The sequence below is a fragment of the Algoriphagus sp. AGSA1 genome (assembly GCF_021390545.1).
In the GTDB taxonomy this organism is placed as follows: Bacteria; Bacteroidota; Bacteroidia; order Cytophagales; family Cyclobacteriaceae; genus Algoriphagus.
The window spans coordinates 111,643-129,694 of the sequence record NZ_JAJUWR010000003.1; the positions used below are offsets into that span (position 1 = coordinate 111,643).

The window sequence follows — 18,052 nt, forward strand, 5'->3', positions numbered from 1 at the left end:
GAATTAATTACCTCCATCCCACCATACTCTGTTAATCCAAGTATCTCCACCCATATTGGAAATTGCGTTAGCCAATCCTTGTGGGTTAGTAGAGCCTTCCGAAGCAGGATAAAGTTGTCTTCTCGGGATTTGTCCCGATGAGAAATTTCCTGAATAATTCACAGGGGTCAACTCAGGATAACCTGACCTCTTCCAGTTGTTCCAGGATTCTACAAAGTTTGCCAAAATTCCGGTGGTCGCCCAAATCTGCTCATTGATCATTTTCAGTGATGCGGTAGAACTACTGATATCCAAAGGATTGCTCCCTACAAAAGCAGACGCTGTGGAAGCAGGAACAGTTGCCCCTCCAAATTTGCCAATAGTCGCCAATGCGCCTTCCAATCCGGCAGCATAATATTCAGATGCAGTACCTGGTACTGTATATCCTCTTGCAGCAGCATCAGCCAGCAGAAATTGAATCTCCGCATACGTCAAAATAAATACAGGTGCATCCCTATCCCTATAGATGGCTGTAGGTCTGGAATAATTTCCAATTGGTGCGACATCACTTCCAGTTCCAGTTGGCCCAGGGTAATTAGGCTCATTGCTGACATCAGTACTTCTACCACTCAAATCGTAACCGTTAGGTAGTCCTATTTGGATGCTTGGATTATTATTACCGACAGCCGTGCTTCGATTTGCAGCCAAACCCGCAGCCGGTACTTCAGCGATTATGGATAGTCGAGGATCATTATTAGCCTTTAGAAAATCTATAAGCTTTTTTGACCAACGTACCTCATATACATCATCAGTGACGTTTAAGGCATTTGCGCTAGAATTAGAATATCCGTTAGTATCATCTGATATCAAAGTTGCCTCATCATCTACGGAAGAGAAGACACCGCCTGCAATCGCTTTTTGTACATACGACTGAGCTGTTGACGGATCTACCTCTACCAATCTCATTGCCATGCGCAACATGATAGAATATCCCAGTTTTCTCCATTTTGTCAAATCTCCTCCATAAAGCACATCGTTTTTAATTTCATCCCCGGAATCATTGATGGAAGAAAGGGCACCCTCAAGATCTGAAAGCATAGCCAAATATGCTTCTGATTGAGAATCGTATTTTGGCTGGGTAATTCCGGCTTCAGCCTGCAATGCTTCAGAATATGGAATATCCCCATAGATATCTGAAACAAATGAAAGGGTGAGCACTTTCCAGATTTCGCCTACTGCCACTAAGTTGGTCAACCCTTTTGATTCTGCCAGTGCCTGCATTTGATATACTCTGGATGCAGCAGAATAGCCATCATTCCAGACGCTTTGTATGTAACTGTTTGTACTCCCAGATGCCACATATTTATCTGCATTGGAATAATAGTTAGCCCCTCCGGTAGAGGTGGAAGCCATCACCTGTACCCACATACTTTGAAACAAAATTGCGCCAGTATAGCCAGTCATCATGTTTCCGTAGTTATAAGAAACTGTAGGAAGGATCAAATTTGGGTCAAACACCTGACCGTCGGCGCGGTTTGGATCGGTATTGATGTCTGCAAAATCCCCATCACAGCCAGACACCGCCAGCATAACGCCTGTAAGAAATATGCTTATATATTTTTTCATATTAGTTCAATTTGAAATTAAGGTTAAACCCAAAAGATCTAGTGCTAGGCAAATTACCACCCTCGATTCCTGTATAATTTATATTAGAACCAAAACTTGCTTCTGGATCAATGTTCTTGGCTTTACGCATTAAAATTGCAAGATTCCTACCTACCAGAGAAACATCAAGTCCCTTTAAGATAGGCATATTCCCAAACCATTTTGACGGGAAAGAATACCCCAAAGTCAATTGCCGAAGCTTGATAAAATCACCGTCAACAACACTAGTTCTGGTGATGTTTTGGGCCAAAGCCTGATAGTATTCTTGAGCTGGAGCAGTTACACCACCATTAGTTACGCCCTCTTCTCTGCCTTCAAGGGTTATTTGGTTAAGCCCTCTGAAGGTAGAGTAGAACTCAGTAGCAGATAATACTTTGTTACCGTAGTTATAATCAATCAAGAAAGAAAATGTAATTCCCTTGTAATTGAATTCGTTATTCCAACCACCATATAACGTCGGCAAAACAGTACCCATATTAATCAGTTCTCCCCTAACCGGCAGACCTGCCTCATCTACTTGAATAGAGCCGTCTGCATTATATGCATAATCATATGCCCTGATCTGAGGGCCGGCTTCGCCTACCACATATGCAGTCACGGCATTTCCTAAGGTTGCTCTGTTCTGTCCAAGATTTACTGGGTTATTGTTGTTATCAGTACTAAGTACTTCATTTTTCACTTTAGACAAGTTAAAGGACGATTTCCAAGTAAAATTGGTCGTTTGAACCGGTGTACCGGTAACCAACACTTCCAATCCCTTATTGCTGGTGGAACCAGTTGCAACAACTGCGCTGTTGAAACCTGATGTAATGCTGTAATTGGCATTCATGATTTCGTTATGCGTCTCTTTTTCATAATAGGCAATATCAAACCCCAGTCTGTTGTTGAAGAAACTTAGATCTACCCCCAATTCTATTTCACTGGTAGTAAATGGCTTCAGGTTCAAATTAGGCAAAGAAGTGGGGGAAGAACCCGCTGGGACTCCATTATAAGAGTTGGCAGAATTATAATAGAATCTATCAATATAGGCATTGAAGGGTTCCCCACTCGTGACCGCATAAGAGGCTCTAAACTTACCGAAATCTAAAGCAGAGCTATTCAACAATTCACTGAAAACAAATGCTGCCGCAACCGAAGGCGAGAAGATATTATTATCCGCTATAGGCAAAGTACTATACACATCATACCTACCAGTAGTAGTCAAAGTCAATATGTTGTCGTATCCAATACCAACGGAATAAAATGCAGAATGAACCTCACGCTCATTATATTCATATGTTCTGGAGAAAGTCTCTAGGTTGAATGGGGAATACAAGTAAGGAAGGACAAAACGACTGCCACCCACCCCTACTGACTCAAATTTATTATTTCTCATATTGGCCCCTGCCAGTACATCAAGATTTAACTTCTCTGTCAAATTAAATTTACCTCCTAAAATACCATCAATATTCATTTCAGATCTTTGGGACTGACCACGACCACTTAAATTTCCTCTCAAGTCTGCTGTATAAGCCAAACCATATGGTTCCACACTAAAGAAATCATCATTTGAAGCATCATTCCCAACTCTTATCATTGCGTAAATATCCTTTGTAAAGTCGTACTTGGTAGATATTGCAGTAATAATCCGTTTTCTACCTACATCATTAACTCCTTGATTTACAACAAAATAAGGATTCGTAACATAAATATCATCACTAAAAACTGTCTCAGCACCTGTCTCTGTGTTATAGCCTGGCGCAAAAATGCTCTGGCTGATATTTGGCGCAAGTAGCAGGAAATTATTAGGATTTTGCGGCCCATCACTTAGACGGGGGATGTTGTTGGATTTCTGATCGATGTAATTTACCATCGCAGTCACACTCAACTTATCTGTAATATTCTGCTCCACGTTTAAATTGATAGTCAATCGATCTACACCACTATTGGGCACGATGGATTTCGCATCCAAATTCGAAACGGACATTCTAAATGAGCCATCTTCACCCAAACCCTTTGATACAGAAACTGTATTGGTGAAATTAGACCCGGTTCTGTAAAAATCAATGTACCTGTCGTTTGAGGGAGAGTAAGGATACTGGTTACCGTCAAATCCGATAACAGGAGTTCCGTCCATTCGGCCACCCCATGCCAATCTACCTGTTGTCTGTGCATCAGTTGCTGTCGAAGGTCTTACTCCTCCAACACCCTGACCATAAACCTGCTGAAAATCAGTGAAATCCACTGCTGTTTCAGCCATATAGTTCATGGTATAGTTCAACGACCAATCGCCTCCCTTGGCTCCTTTTTTGGTAGTGATCAAAATCACACCATTCGAAGCTCTCGTACCATAAAGTGCGGAAGCTGCCTGTCCTTTCAATACCGTCATGGATTCAATGTCATCCGGACTTAGGTTACCGATACCATCGCCACTATCACCGCCGCCCCATTCTCCGGCAGATCCTCTTTGGGTATTGTCCATAGGAATACCGTTAATCACATATAAAGGAGATCCTGTACCACTTATACTCGGTAAACCTCTCAAGGTAATCTTGGAAGTACCTCCGGGACCACTGTTGGTTCCTTTCACAACCAAGCCAGCGACACGTCCTGCCAACGAATTTGCCACGTTGGTCTCACGGGCAGTAGTAAGGGACTCGCTCCCCACTTCAGTCAATGAATAACCCAAAGTCGCCTTATCTTTACTTATACCCAATGCAGTCACGACCACCTCGGATAATTCACTGGCATCTTCACTCAACAACACGTTTAGTTCAGACTGATTGCCTACAGGGATTTCCTGTGAAGCATAGCCGATAAACGAGAAAACCAATATAGAATTGGTGCCTACAGAGATAGAATATTCACCATCTATATTGGTGGTGGTGCCTGTCTTTGTACTCTTATCAAGGATAGTGACCCCAGGCATCGGTAATCCATCCGGCGCAGCGGTCACCACTCCTTTCAATATTCGCTGCTGGGCATGAGCAAAGTGCGCTGCACATAGCATTAAACCCAGAGCGAAAGCAATTGATAAAACTTTTTTCATAGTAGGTGATTGATTGTTAGAAATAGATATATGGTTATTTGGGTACAGGCTTTTAGCCTCCTTTTGTAAATTCTGCGAAGAACGCAGACTCACCAAAACTAAATAATCAGAACTTTGAATAATATCCCATATTATCAGTTTTGATTCATTGGCTCCATTTAATTCTTTGGGTTCAGTAAAGCTAAATATTTCACAAAATATTCAAAAAGAATTCATCAATATTTTAATTTAAAACCAAAGACATTTTTCGATTTTTTTCGAAAAGCCTGATCAACAAAATATTATTTTTTTTTGAAGCCCCCATCCCATACAACTATCTATCTGGTTAACAGTGAAAAAAAATCAAGACAAAAAACCAATCTATCTAGTCCATATCCCAGAAATAGACGTAGTCAATTTATCCTGAGGCTGAACCACAGTGTGATTTTTCCTATTGTACGTCTTCTCAGATCCCGGATGCACCCATCGTAAAGACTGAGTGCTTTGCTGCTTGGAATTATCCACCCAGAACTCAAAATCCAATTTGTCCAATCTTCTCATCTCGATCCAGCTTTCGTTTGATTGGACTACGTTGAAGTGTAACCATTTTTGTTCCGCAATCAGCATAAGTTTCTCATCCAAACCCAGAAGCAGGATCCGACAACACATCCTCTATTGCTAAGTATGTGCTAAAAGAGGCATCAGTCGGCTGCACCGACACCGGAGATGTATTATTAGAAATACTTCTTTAAGGACGAGAGACCCCCAATATCACCGAGAAGTAGATTTCCCTGCATCTGAAACTCCATCCATCATTCCATCCAGTGATCAACTGGGTCTATGCCAGCTCTTCATGGTAAAGAAACCCAAAGTGGTTTTTGATGCTAGAGAGTCCAAAACCCTTACAATCTTTGACTCTCCACAGGCGGAAGATTAACTAATTAGTTCTTTTTTTGATTTGGAAAACAACCTAAAAAGGATAAAAAAAAGCCACCCTTCTCAGGATGGCTTTAAGTTATGTGTGTTTTTGAAAAAGCTTATCTAAGAAAAAGCATTTCTCTATACTTCACCAATGGCCATGACTCGTCGTCCACCAATAGCTCCAGCTTATCTACCGCATAACGGATTTTGTCGAAGTAAGCTTCTTTGACTTCTGTCTGATAGCCTTTCGCCATTTTCACGATATCAGTCTCTTTGTTGAGCTTCTTGCGTGCCTCTACCATGGCGGTGATGTTGGCTTTCAACGATTCGATATGCTTGGACACTTCCTTGATAGTCTCCACAGCAGCTGTGTGATCCAATCCAAGTCCCTTCAGGCCATTGGCATTCTGAATGATCTTGTTCTGGTAAAGGATGGCAGTTGGGATAATATGATTAAGAGCCAAATCCCCCATCACACGGCCTTCAATCTGAATCTTCTTTATGAAATTCTCCAGCATGATTTCATGACGGGCATGAACTTCCACACCGTTCATTACATTATGCCTTTCGAAAAGCTCCTTAGTAGCTTTAGCTGAATAAACATCCAATGCCAATGGAGTTGACTTCAAGTTGGACAAGCCTCTTTTCTCTGCTTCTTTAGCCCACTCTTCAGAATAGCCGTCACCTTCGAAACGTACTTTCTTACTATCCTTGATATATTTTCTCAATACGTTAACAATCGCGATTTTCTTCTCTTTGCCGGCAGTCATTTCTTTCTCGATGTCTTTGGCCATCTCTGTCAGCACATCAGCGACGATCACGTTTAGTACAGTCATCGGGCCGGCCACATTTGCCTGGGAGCCTACTGCTCGGAATTCAAATTTGTTGCCCGTGAATGCAAAAGGAGAAGTTCTGTTTCTATCTGTATTGTCAAGGATGATCTCAGGAATCTTGGAGATCCCCAGTTTCATGTACATGTTGTCACCCTTTTCGATTTTGATGTTGCCGTTTTTCTCCAGCTCATTCAATACCTCGGTAAGCGTAGCTCCCAAGAATACGGAGATAATCGCAGGAGGGGCTTCGTTTGCTCCAAGTCTGTGGTCATTACCAGCTGACGCGATACTTGCCCTCAGCAAATCAGAATGCTGATAAACCGCTTTGATTGTAGCTACCAAGAAAGTCAGGAACTGAAGATTTTCTCTTGCGGAATTGCTTGGCTGGAAAAGGTTTACCCCGGTATCGGTGATCAAAGACCAGTTATTGTGCTTGCCACTACCATTTACACCTGCAAAGGGTTTCTCGTGAAGAAGAACTTTCAAGTCATGTCTTTCAGCCACTTTTTCCATCAGATCCATCAAAAGCTGGTTATGATCAGTGGCCTTGTTGATTTCTTCGAACAAAGGAGCTACTTCGAACTGACCCGGAGCTACTTCGTTGTGTCTGGTCATTACCGGAATACCCAACTTAAGCGCTTCATTCTCGAAGTCAACCATAAAGTCTTTCACACGGGTAGGAATAGACCCGAAGTAATGATCATCCAATTGCTGCCCCCTGGCAGGGCTATGTCCAAAGACAGTTCTGCCGCCCATTACCAAATCCGGTCTTGCTGCGAAAAGCGCCTTGTCTATCACAAAATACTCCTGCTCTACACCCAAAGAAGGCTGTACTTTTCTTACGTTTCTGTCAAACAATTGGCAGATATTTACTGCCGCATCATTGATTGCTTCTATCGACTTCAACAATGGGGTCTTGTAATCCAACGCCTCACCGGTGTAGGACACGAATATGGTAGGGATACAAAGTGTATTCTCGAAGATGAAAATCGGGGATGTAGGATCCCATGCTGTATATCCTCTAGCTTCGAAAGTCGAGCGTATACCGCCATTCGGGAAAGAAGATGCGTCCGGTTCTTGCTGAACAAGCGCGCTTCCTTTAAATTTCTCCAAGCCTCCCAGTGCATCGAAGAAAGAATCATGCTTCTCGGCAGTAGAACCTGTAAGAGGCTGGAACCAATGTGTATAATGTGTAACGCCTTTGGACAATGCCCAGGTTTTGACCGCGGAAGCTACCTCTTCTGCGGTTGCGGCATCTATCTTGGTTCCTTTATCGATGGCTTCCATCACTCTTTTATAAGCTGAAGGAGCCAAAGACACTTTCATCTGGGCTGTGCCAAATGTATTTGTGCCAAAAAAGTCCGAGATTTTGTTGGATGGCGCTTTCACAGCTACTCGCTGTCTAGTCTGCACCATTGCTAAGGCTTGTTGTCTAAGTGTTGCCATTTCTACAATATGTGGTTTAAATTTATACACACAAAAATAGAAAAATATGCATTCGAAAAAGCTTTTGACTGATTTTTGACCTGTTTTTTCAAAAAAATTACACTTTTTTCAATAAATCATTGTAAAAAGGCACCGTTTTCGGGAAAACAAATCGATTTCAGACAGAAAATTGGAGAATTGAAAACAAGTGAAGATTAATTACCTTTGCAATCTCATTGTCAGAAGCGTAATTGTGAAAAAAGTAGCCTTTTATACACTAGGATGTAAGCTAAATTTCTCTGAAACCTCCACTATCAGCCGCCAATTTGAAGAAAAAGGTTATCTGAAAGTCGATTTTCAGGAAAAACCCGACATTTTCATCATCAACACATGCTCGGTCACCGAGAATGCTGACAAGAAGTGTAAGAAGATCGTAAAGGAGGCCAAGAAGATTTCACCCAATTCCTACGTCACTATTATTGGTTGCTACGCCCAATTGAAACCGAAAGAGATATCGGAAATAGAAGGAGTAGATGCAGTACTAGGCGCAGCTGAGAAATTCCGCCTGATCGAGCTTTTGGATGATTTCGCAAAAGCACAGGAGACAAAGGTATTGGCCTCCGAGATCCAACAAGCGACAGTCTTTAATAATGCATATTCTATCAATGATCGTACGAGAACTTTCCTAAAAGTCCAAGATGGCTGCAATTATGGGTGTGCTTTCTGTACTATTCCTCTAGCCAGAGGCAAAAGCAGGAGCAATACCATAGAAAGTGTCGTACAATCCGCCCGGGAGATAGCCGAAACAAATGTCAAAGAGATCGTATTGACCGGAGTGAACATCGGAGACTTCGGTATTGTGGACGGTAAAAGAAATGAGCGGTTAGCGGATTTAGTATGTGCGCTTGACGAAGTAGAGCGCATTAATCGATTGAGAATTTCTTCCATTGAGCCAAACTTGCTTACAAATGAGATCATAAGTTTCGTGGCAAAATCCAAAAGATTTGTACCCCATTTCCATATCCCTCTCCAATCGGGATCCAACACCATCCTGAGAAAAATGGGCAGAAGATACCTGAGGGAACTATACGTGGATAGAGTAACTAAAATCAAAACACTCATGCCACATGCATGCATAGGCGTGGACGTAATCGTCGGGTTTCCGGGAGAAACAGACGATCTCTTCCTAGAAACCTATAATTTCCTGAATGAACTTGACATCTCCTATCTACATGTCTTTACCTATTCTGAACGGGCAAACACCAGAGCTGCGGAGATGGAAGATGTCGTTCCCATGAAAAAAAGAAATGAACGGTCAAAAATGCTCAGGATCCTTTCGGAGAAAAAAAGGAGAAAATTCTATACTGAAAATCTTGGTAAAACCTTTACCGTGCTTTTCGAAGAAGATGTGGAAGATGGTAAAATCCATGGATTCACAGAGAACTACATACGGGTAGCTGCCAAGTACGATCCTATGCTGATCAACGAATTAAAAACGGTCACCCTTGATCAGATTAATGACAAGGGCAACGTAGAGGTACGGGAACCCGAATTCGTGTATGAGAAGCACTGAGGCACAATTAGTAATTGTATCTGCAATGAGACCAGGTGGCTTATCTGGTTTCTTCTATCTTTCCAGACTGTGATTCTAGACTCTTGATTCTGGGTTCTAGGCTCTTGATTCTATACTCTGGATTCTAGAATCTAGATACTTGATACTTGATACTTGATACTACCAACTAGCTACTTCCCCTCTTTCTTAAGACTGATCTTATAATCATCTGGTGTGCCCTTCATATTGATGTTGACAAATCGCACTCTTTTATCCTCATCTCGATACACGATCGCATCCTCTTGGTCCGGATCTATCTCATTTTTGTTTTTACCTCCAAAAAGAGACCTAAAACCGACCTGCGTGACCAATGCAAGAGGCACTCTGATAAAGTAGTCCATATTCAAGTCTAAGCTTTGGCTCCCTGAAAGTTCAATAAATCCTAAACTCGAGTTGATATTCATCTTGGGGACGGTCAGTACCCCTCCTTTCAGTTCAAATGTATTACTTAAGGTATCAAACCGGACATTGTTCAAATTCTTATCCCGAAAATAGTTTGCCATGGCATCCAAAGGTGCGAAATTCACCAAACTCCCCTGATAAACGGTCAGGTCAATGGTTGCCTCCGACTTGTCCAGTATAGGAGTCAAATCTGGGTACACCAAGAATTTGCTTGTAATCTTCCCACTCACTTTACCATGTAGATTTTCATTGATCAGATGATCCTGTCCAAAGTTTTCGAATTTGAACAAGAGCTTATCCAAATCCAACTTATCGGCATTCATCTCACTGCTAAAGTAGATTTCATCAGGATTAGAACCATTGAAGTAACCGGTGATCCCAAGCGATCCATCTGCAATCCCTAAAACCAAGGTATCCAAATATAAATAATGCTCCTCGTTGGTCCTTGCTTTTGCTATTATGTCCTCCAGCCAAAACGTATGGTAGTTTAGTTTCTTGATATCTGTGGTAAACTCCATTTTTGAAAATGGCAATTGGAAGACATTGAACGCTTCCTTATGATTTGTGTCTGTTTCTATACTTTCAAACCCCAACAATGCATCCAAATCCATCTGCTGGGATGTTAAATGGAAATAATTTGACTTTTCAGTTGGACTTGCGACAGAATCTTTTTCACCCAAATAATATCCAAGTTGAACCGCAAAGTCAGAGATGCCCATTCTACCCCGGAAATTATCTATTGTTAGGTATTCTTTTTCGTAATGAACCCGACCTGCAAAGTCCTCCAACTTCAATGGATGGATTTTCATTTTCCCGTCCAAATCCTCCAGGTAAAAATCAGCTGATTGAAAATCCCCTTGATAATGTAAATCAACTTTACCCTTTAGGTTCAGATTGGAGATCACTTCGTTGCTGTAATCCTCAGGTAGATAATTCACCCCACTGTAACTCAACAGGTCATTGAGTTTAATCCTATTTGAAACCAGATTAAAATCAAAACTACTGTCCCCTACCTTCTTGTCTTTAAACCACTTTTTATAATTTAAAACTTTGCCGGTAAATAAGAAGTCACTTTCATCAATCTCTCCTTTGAAGTCTTTTATTTCCAGAAATTCATCATCGATGTAAACATCCGCATGAAAATCATGAAGTAAATGGGGGTAGTTTTTAAACTTGGCATAGAAATCTTCTATGAAAAATTCACCTTTCGGCAAATAGTCATATTCATATAGTTCTTTCCCGGTAGTCTCAAAAGCCAATTTGATCTGAAAACCCGATATTTCTTCATCCATACCTGTATGACCGGAATCAGAAGGGATCAATTCCTTTAAATTCAAATAACTGGATCTCGCATTTATTGTCGCCGCTATCGGTAGATTGTTGCCGTGTAACAAAACCGGGAAATCACTCAGTTCACCGGAAAAAGCGAAGTCCGATTCACCTACCTGAAAACTCAACGAATCCAAAACCACCTTCCCTCTCCTCATGTACGCATACCCATTGGCATTTCTTACAGGAAGATCGTATTCGGGAATCTGAATACTTAGGTTTTTTAATGTCAATTCACTTTGAAGGCTTCCTTCTACACCGGATATAGAGGTAGTGGTCAAGTCCATATCTACCAATTCATCAAAATCCATAGTCAACAAAACTTGGCCTTCTATCCCCTTCAGTCCTTCTATTTCGAAGAAATCACTCAAAAAACCCAGGTCCAAATCAGCATCCACATTGATTTTCACATTGGGATCTTCAAAGTTTCTAATGGTCAATCTTCCTTGAAAAACCCCTTCGTCAGGCCGGGCATAGAAGTTTTGAAGCTGCAATTCCGATGTCCGAAGATTCCTTTCGCTACCATTGGTATAGAAACCTATAAACCTCAGCTCATCTACTTTCTTTTGAATTCCTGAATTGAGGAAATACGCATTATCAGCTCCAAATTCTACCGAAATTGCAGGGCTATGGCCATTTCCTGCTATTCCTCTCACAGACCCTGAGAAATACACTTCTCCTTCATTTTTGTACCTCTTGAGAGTTTGGGCAGCATCGTTTGGCAAGAATGCCGTAAAAATATTGAAATCGGGTTTCTCCCCATTTAAATTCAATTCCAGATCCAATCCTTCGTCCACTACCTTAACCTGACCAGCCAAAGCAAGGACTGCGTCTTCCAATTTCACCTTGGAGGGTGAAATCAACAACTTCTGTAACTCTTCAAAATAATCGAGTTCAAGGTCCAAGTGCATTTTTTTATCGGCAAAAAATGTGTTTTCTCCATCTTGATCCAAATCAAAAACCAAATCGCTAACAATATCAATATAAATATGCCCTCCTTTCAAACTAAAATCCGACAACAATTGATCAATGTGGAACACCAAGTCTTGGTTGTTCGAAACATCTGAGTAAGTGATATCAAATCCTTCTATTTCGATACCTGACAAATCAAAGGCGAATTCAGCCGCCTCTTCATCCACTTCTTTTTCATCAGACTTTATCCCTTTGGCCAATAACAAATTGATTTCGCCATTTTCGAATTTGATGATATCCAGATGACCTCCTGAGATCCTTAGTTTTTTTACTTGATACCTGCCTCTAATTAAATCCCATACGTCGAAACCTATGTAAAAGTCCGCTGCTTCATAGATTGGTTTGTTTTCTTTGGCTTTAGACCCAAAAAACTTTACTCCTTTCAAGTCTATGGAGATGTAGGGGAAATTCACAAAAGGGGAAATATATGAGTCCTCTATGGTAAATTCGCCAACAAACTCCTTGTTGATGGCAGTCAAAGCATCCCGGGTCAGTACTTTTTGCTTGCTATAAGCGACCCAAACCGATGTTGAAAACATCAGAATGGGAACTGCTAAAAACAAGGAAATGTACAGGACTCTTTTCTTCTTCATTTGTATTTCTGTAAACGCTTTAATTTCAAAATTGATTTAGCATAAATGAACATATACCTATCCGTATTTGTATCGGCAAACTGACTAAGTTCCCGGCTGACCTCATTATTTAAGTTGCTTCAGCCTACCTTCGCTGATATGCAAAGAAAATGAGGCCACTGACATGACTGCGGTTATTCATAATTAACAACTTGCGCTTATCGACGACAAAGGTAACTTAGAAGTACCAGACCTTAAGATGGCTTAGCAAAAGCTTCAACAGAATAAAATTTCACACCGATCTCACAAACAAGTTTATATCCAGACCGTTAGCATAGCATGTATGCTATATTCAAACCAGAAGGAAGAATTACCAGAAGAATGTATCTTGTCATGTTTCTCATATTTTATTTCATCAATATTCTGTGCCTCTTATTGATCTGGGACAGCTTCCAAACGGAATCATGGGCGATTTTTTATTGTGCGGGTGTGGCGCTCATAGCCTCCATTTGTATCTTACTGGTCCAGGCAATCAAGAGGCTGCATGACATAGGTCTGGATTGGAAATACGCACTCTATTTACTGATCCCACCCCCAATCAATTTCATAGGGTTTATCTGGCTGGCCGCAAAAAAAGGGCAGGATGGAGAAAACAAATACGGCCCCAGTCCAAGGAAAACGGATCTCTTTTAAAATCATCAGGAACATCATAGAACATATGTGAATGAAAGAGCCTAAAACTACGTTTCTCTACTTTTCTCAATTTTATACCGGAGATATCTTGACGGAAATCTAAAAGTAACGGCAATAATCCCAGCCATTTTTCTAAATTCAAACCAGCTAAACACATATTAGGTGGAAGATTCACAAAAAATCAGGATAGTTAGGGAAGAACATTGGCTTGCTCCTTATGAGGCACAAATCCAACATAGGTTTGACCGGTTTCAGGAAGCACTCCGGGAAATCAATGACTTCAGCGGCTCCATCCTAGAGTATGCTTCATCACATGCCTATTATGGGATACATTTTGAAGCCTGGAGAAAAGGATGGGTCTATAGAGAATGGGCTCCAGCGGCTGATCAATTATATTTTTTTGGAGATTTCAATGACTGGAACAGAAGCTCTCACCCGATGAAAAGAACCTCCCGTGGAGACTGGGAGATATTCTTACCTTTTGATCAGTACAAAGACATGTTCATCCACGGCAGCAAGGTAAAAGTACATGTGTTGGCAGCAAACGGCTCATTGGACAGAATCCCTGCTTACATCAGAAGAGTAGTGCAAGATGAGGTCACTTATGATATGGCAGGCCAACTTTGGTTTTCTGGGGATTTCCAGTGGACCGATCAGTCTTTCAGCTTGGAAAACAGTATTGAACAGCCATTGATCTATGAATGCCATGTAGGGATGGCACAGGAAAAAGAAGGTGTCGGTACTTATACCGAATTTGAAGAACATACACTTCCTAGAATCAAGGCTGCCGGTTACAACACTATCCAGCTCATGGCTGTCATGGAACATCCCTATTATGGCTCCTTTGGGTATCATGTTTCAAATTTCTTCGCACCTACCTCTAGGTTTGGCACTCCCGAAGAACTGAAATCACTCATCAACCAGGCACATGAAATGGGAATCGCAGTGGTGATGGATATAGTCCACTCCCACGCCATAAAAAATGTAAATGAAGGACTGAATGAATTCGACGGAAGCGACCACCAGTATTTCCATCCTGGGGAGAGGGGTTATCATGAAGCATGGGATTCTAAGGTTTTCGATTACGCCAAAAGAGAAGTTCAGCAATTTCTGCTTTCCAATATCCGGTATTGGCTGGAAGAGTTCCATTTTGATGGTTTTCGCTTCGATGGTGTGACTTCCATCATGTATCACCACCATGGCCTGTTCATGGATTTTGATTCCGTGGATTTGTATTTTGATCAGAATGTTGATGAGGACGCTATAATATATCTGCAGTTAGCGAATCACCTGATTCACACATTCAGGCCGCTGAGCATATCCATCGCCGAAGACATGAGCGGTATGCCCGGGCTGGCCAGGCCCATAGCAGATGGAGGATTGGGATTTGATTTCAGGATGGCAATGGGAGTTCCTGACTTTTGGATCAAAACCCTCAAACATAAGCAGGATGAAGAGTGGGATATGTTTGAGCTATGGCACCAACTTACCAATAGACCTATGGCTGAACGATCTATTGCCTATGCCGAAAGTCATGACCAGGCATTGGTAGGCGATCAGACATTAGCATTCAGATTGATGGATAAGGAGATGTATTTTTCCATGTCACTTTTACAGCAAAACCTTGTGGTGGACAGGGGAATTGCACTTCATAAGCTTATCCGTGCTATCACACTCACTTTAGGTGGAGAAGGATACTTGAATTTTATCGGAAACGAATTTGGCCATCCTGACTGGATTGATTTCCCTCGGGAAGGGAACAACTGGAGCTATCAGTACGCACGGAGACAATGGTCACTGGTGGATGATCCTTTACTGCGGTATGGTCAGTTAGGCAACTGGGACAAATCCATCATTAAACTAGCGACTGACTATAAACTCCTGGCATCCCCGGCAGCAGTGCAGCTTCATCTCGATGCTGATAAAAAGATTTTGGCCTACGAGCGGGGAGGTTTGATTTTTGTCTTTTCATTTCATCCTACGGAATCATTCTTCGGATTTCCCGTTCATGTCAATCGTCCTGGCGATTACAAAATCATACTCAATTCGGATGAAATGATGTTCAGTGGATTTGAGCGCCTGGATTCCAAACTCCTCTACCCAACTGATGAGAACGTATGTCTCAACCTATATTTGCCTAATAGATCCGTACTTATTTTGGAGCATAGCGATCCCGCCTCACACTGAGGAAAAATGCTCCCAATCATCTAATCACCCTTTTTTATTTCTTTTCCCAATCCCTGAACACCTTGGATTTCTCATCCCCTAGCCACCCGAAAATGGTTGTTTCAAGATCTTTGTTTTTTCATTTCTGATGGTATAAAGTTTGGCTATGTAAACCATAGCTAAACTGACAATTACCATGAAAGCCAATAGAGAAATCCTCGACAAAGAAACCCTCACAAGGGTGATCGGACAATATCCTTACGAACCCACAAATCAAACACGAGGATCATACCTCCTGGTGAGCGGTGGTATCCATGGGAATGAACCCAGTGGTGTACTTGCTATACAGCGTGTATTCAAAAAACTACGAAAAGAAAATCTGAGCCTGAAGGGCAAAATGGTAGGAGTAACAGGTAATCTGGTAGCTCTGAAGAAGGGTGTTAGAATGATAGACAAAGACCTTAACAGAGTCTGTACGTTGAAAAACGAAGAGCAATTGAAAGCTGGTAAGGCATTGGATTTCCATGAAGCTTCAGAATTTAACGAACTGATGAAGATTATTGAAAATCTCGAAGACGAAGAGCTTAACACCAACTTACATTTTATGGATCTGCACACCACCTCTTCCAATACCCCGCCCTATATCAGTGTCAACCGTAGGGAAGAGAGTTTTAATTTCGCCAAGCAGATGCCCCTTCCTGTGGTGAAAGGGATAGAAAAATACATCCCTGGCCATTTTGACCACTATCAGACAATGAGAGGCCATACAGGATTCACTATGGAGGCAGGACAACATGATGACCCCAAATCCATCGACTACCACGAAGCAGCAATATGGGTGATTATGGTGAAAACAGACATGCTGGAAAAAACCGCCATTCCCTATGATCATTATCATTCTCTGCTAGAAAACGCCTCGCCTACACATGACAATTTTGAGGTGACCTATAGGCAGGAAATCGGAGAGGATCACTACTTCAGAATGGATCCCGGTTATGCTAATTTCTCCAAAATCAACAAAGGACAGCGACTGGCGACATTGGATGGAGAGACTATCGTCTCCAATTATTCAGGAAGAGTATTTCTACCTCTATACCAGACACAGGGCTCAGATGGCTTTTTTATAGTGAAACCAGCTTAACAAACCGGGTAAACAAAGAAAAAAACCAATACCACCGACGATTTACGCACCCAGAGAAATCGCTTTTAACAATCCAAAATGAATGATCCCTCAAGGGTTGATCTTTTTCTATGGCCATCGGTGTCATCTAGTTAAATGACCTGCATTCCATTTTAAATCCTCAAAGGGTTTTACTTACAAGCAACTTCCCTGTTTATCCACTGCTTTTTCTCCTCTAATCCAAAAAAATGTTATAAAAAAAGGAAAAGCCCGGGACTGCTTTTCCTTTTTTGATTAAGGTAAGCGGACTACAAATCCATAGTGGCCAAAAAAGCATTCGGAAGCTTTCCATCGTAGTGTTTTTGAAACATGATTTTCCGCTCAAGTGCGTAGATTATGGCTGTGGCAAAATCCACACCTTGAAGATCCTGCATAGCGTTAATAGCCCCTGGACTATCCAGGTTCAACTCCATTATTTTATCGCCTACTATATCTATTCCAGCCAAGAACATCCCATCCCGGACCAATTTTGGCCCGACTATGTTGCAGAGTTTTCTTACGTCATCGGTGATTTCCGCCTGAACAGCTGAACCTCCAGTATGAAGATTGCTCCGGATATCGTTGCTGTTAACACGGTTGACCGCGGCACACTTACCCCTAATTTCAAGGATTTTCCCATTCATCATAATGACACGGATATCCCCGTTTTTGGCAGCAGGCAAATATTCCTGGGCGATCACAAAACCGTAGCGATTGATTGTTTCTACGATTTGGTTGAGGTTTTTATCGTTATCCACCAAAAAAACATCTTTGCCCCCCGACCCTTGCAGAGGCTTGAGGACTACTTTCTTTTTTTCCTTTATATAGAATTCCTTAATCTCATCTGCGTCCCTGCTGATAATGGTTCTTGGACGTATGCTTTCAGGGAAGTGCTGGAAATACATCTTATTAAAAGATGACATCAGTGAATAAGGATCATTTACGACAAGTACTCCATTTGCCATAGCAATCTGCCCAAAGACCATCCCAGCAGTCTGTGCCCATGCCCTATCCCCGAATTCTTCACAAGGATCACTTCTCAGAAAAAGCACATCCAGATCTTCAGTGGAAATTTGAACCCGCTCTACATGCTGGATCGCCTCAATATACTTATCCAAACTTCGGAATTTAGTAGTAGGAGCCTTCGCTGCTATGGCGCCCATCTGACCATCTTCAAGATAAGAGAGTTGCCCTACACTGATGATATAAACATCATGTTCCCTGCGAACCGCTGCGGAAGAGATCAGCGTCGTGCTATATCCACCTTTTTCGGTTTCGATTTGATTTACTATAAATCCAATTTTCATTGTTGTGGTA

Annotated in this window: 10 protein-coding genes; 4 read left to right on the forward strand and 6 right to left on the reverse strand. The window is 41.7% G+C overall.

Features of this window, described 5'->3' with window-relative positions; translation table 11 throughout:
• Positions 1 to 3: 3 nt before the first annotated feature.
• The 4 genes from LZF95_RS02740 to LZF95_RS02755 form a co-directional block, all read right to left on the reverse strand.
• Entirely contained in the window at positions 4 to 1,605 is a 1,602-nt protein-coding gene (locus LZF95_RS02740) for a SusD/RagB family nutrient-binding outer membrane lipoprotein (RefSeq protein ID WP_233753464.1), read from the reverse strand.
• 1 nt (position 1,606) lies between these two features.
• Complete coding sequence (locus LZF95_RS02745) at positions 1,607 to 4,672, reverse strand: SusC/RagA family TonB-linked outer membrane protein (protein WP_233753465.1); 3,066 nt, start codon at positions 4,670 to 4,672, stop codon at positions 1,607 to 1,609.
• Positions 4,673 to 5,032: 360 nt separating this feature from the next.
• The gene (locus tag LZF95_RS02750) at positions 5,033 to 5,278 is read right to left on the reverse strand and encodes a hypothetical protein (RefSeq protein ID WP_233753466.1); all 246 of its coding nucleotides are present in this window, start codon (positions 5,276 to 5,278) and stop codon (positions 5,033 to 5,035) included.
• Positions 5,279 to 5,688: 410 nt separating this feature from the next.
• The gene (locus LZF95_RS02755) at positions 5,689 to 7,851 is read right to left on the reverse strand and encodes a glutamine synthetase III (protein WP_233753467.1); all 2,163 of its coding nucleotides are present in this window, start codon (positions 7,849 to 7,851) and stop codon (positions 5,689 to 5,691) included.
• A 232-nt stretch (positions 7,852 to 8,083) separates the two neighbouring features.
• Here LZF95_RS02755 and mtaB point away from each other — a divergent pair, with 232 nt between their 5' ends.
• A complete protein-coding gene (mtaB, locus tag LZF95_RS02760) occupies positions 8,084 to 9,403 on the forward strand; it encodes a tRNA (N(6)-L-threonylcarbamoyladenosine(37)-C(2))-methylthiotransferase MtaB (RefSeq protein ID WP_233753559.1) in 1,320 nt (439 codons plus the stop codon).
• Between the two features lie 170 nt (positions 9,404 to 9,573).
• Here the strand turns inward: mtaB and LZF95_RS02765 are convergent, their stop codons facing one another.
• Positions 9,574 to 12,738 carry an AsmA-like C-terminal region-containing protein gene (locus tag LZF95_RS02765; RefSeq protein WP_233753468.1) on the reverse strand — a complete coding sequence of 1,055 codons (3,165 nt, stop codon included), beginning with the start codon at positions 12,736 to 12,738 and terminating at the stop codon, positions 9,574 to 9,576.
• A gap of 318 nt (positions 12,739 to 13,056) precedes the next feature.
• On the opposite strand from LZF95_RS02765, the gene LZF95_RS02770 reads away from it, so the two are divergent.
• The 3 genes from LZF95_RS02770 to LZF95_RS02780 all read left to right on the forward strand — a co-directional run bounded on the left by LZF95_RS02770 (position 13,057) and on the right by LZF95_RS02780 (position 16,717).
• Positions 13,057 to 13,410 (forward strand): DUF805 domain-containing protein, encoded by a 354-nt coding sequence (locus LZF95_RS02770; protein WP_233753469.1) that lies wholly within the window; start codon positions 13,057 to 13,059, stop codon positions 13,408 to 13,410.
• 162 nt (positions 13,411 to 13,572) lie between these two features.
• On the forward strand, positions 13,573 to 15,597 hold the full coding sequence (locus LZF95_RS02775; RefSeq protein WP_233753470.1) for an alpha-amylase family glycosyl hydrolase: 2,025 nt from the start codon (positions 13,573 to 13,575) through the stop codon (positions 15,595 to 15,597).
• Positions 15,598 to 15,772: 175 nt separating this feature from the next.
• A complete protein-coding gene (locus tag LZF95_RS02780; protein ID WP_233753471.1) occupies positions 15,773 to 16,717 on the forward strand; it encodes a succinylglutamate desuccinylase/aspartoacylase family protein in 945 nt (314 codons plus the stop codon).
• Between the two features lie 287 nt (positions 16,718 to 17,004).
• On the opposite strand, the gene LZF95_RS02785 is transcribed toward LZF95_RS02780, so the two are convergent.
• A complete protein-coding gene (locus LZF95_RS02785) occupies positions 17,005 to 18,042 on the reverse strand; it encodes an ATP-grasp domain-containing protein (protein ID WP_233753472.1) in 1,038 nt (345 codons plus the stop codon).
• Positions 18,043 to 18,052 lie beyond the last annotated feature (10 nt).

Excerpts from the sequence above, each read along its gene's own strand:
- LZF95_RS02745 (WP_233753465.1), bottom strand. The coding sequence starts at position 4,672 with ATGAAAAAAGTTTTATCAATTGCTTTCGCTCTGGGTTTAATGCTATGT.
- LZF95_RS02780 (WP_233753471.1), top strand. The coding sequence starts at position 15,773 with ATGAAAGCCAATAGAGAAATCCTCGACAAAGAAACCCTCACAAGGGTG.
- LZF95_RS02740 (WP_233753464.1), bottom strand. The coding sequence starts at position 1,605 with ATGAAAAAATATATAAGCATATTTCTTACAGGCGTTATGCTGGCGGTG.
- LZF95_RS02770 (WP_233753469.1), top strand. The coding sequence starts at position 13,057 with ATGTATGCTATATTCAAACCAGAAGGAAGAATTACCAGAAGAATGTAT.
- LZF95_RS02765 (WP_233753468.1), bottom strand. The coding sequence starts at position 12,738 with ATGAAGAAGAAAAGAGTCCTGTACATTTCCTTGTTTTTAGCAGTTCCC.
- LZF95_RS02750 (WP_233753466.1), bottom strand. The coding sequence starts at position 5,278 with ATGCTGATTGCGGAACAAAAATGGTTACACTTCAACGTAGTCCAATCA.
- LZF95_RS02785 (WP_233753472.1), bottom strand. The coding sequence starts at position 18,042 with ATGAAAATTGGATTTATAGTAAATCAAATCGAAACCGAAAAAGGTGGA.
- LZF95_RS02755 (WP_233753467.1), bottom strand. The coding sequence starts at position 7,851 with ATGGCAACACTTAGACAACAAGCCTTAGCAATGGTGCAGACTAGACAG.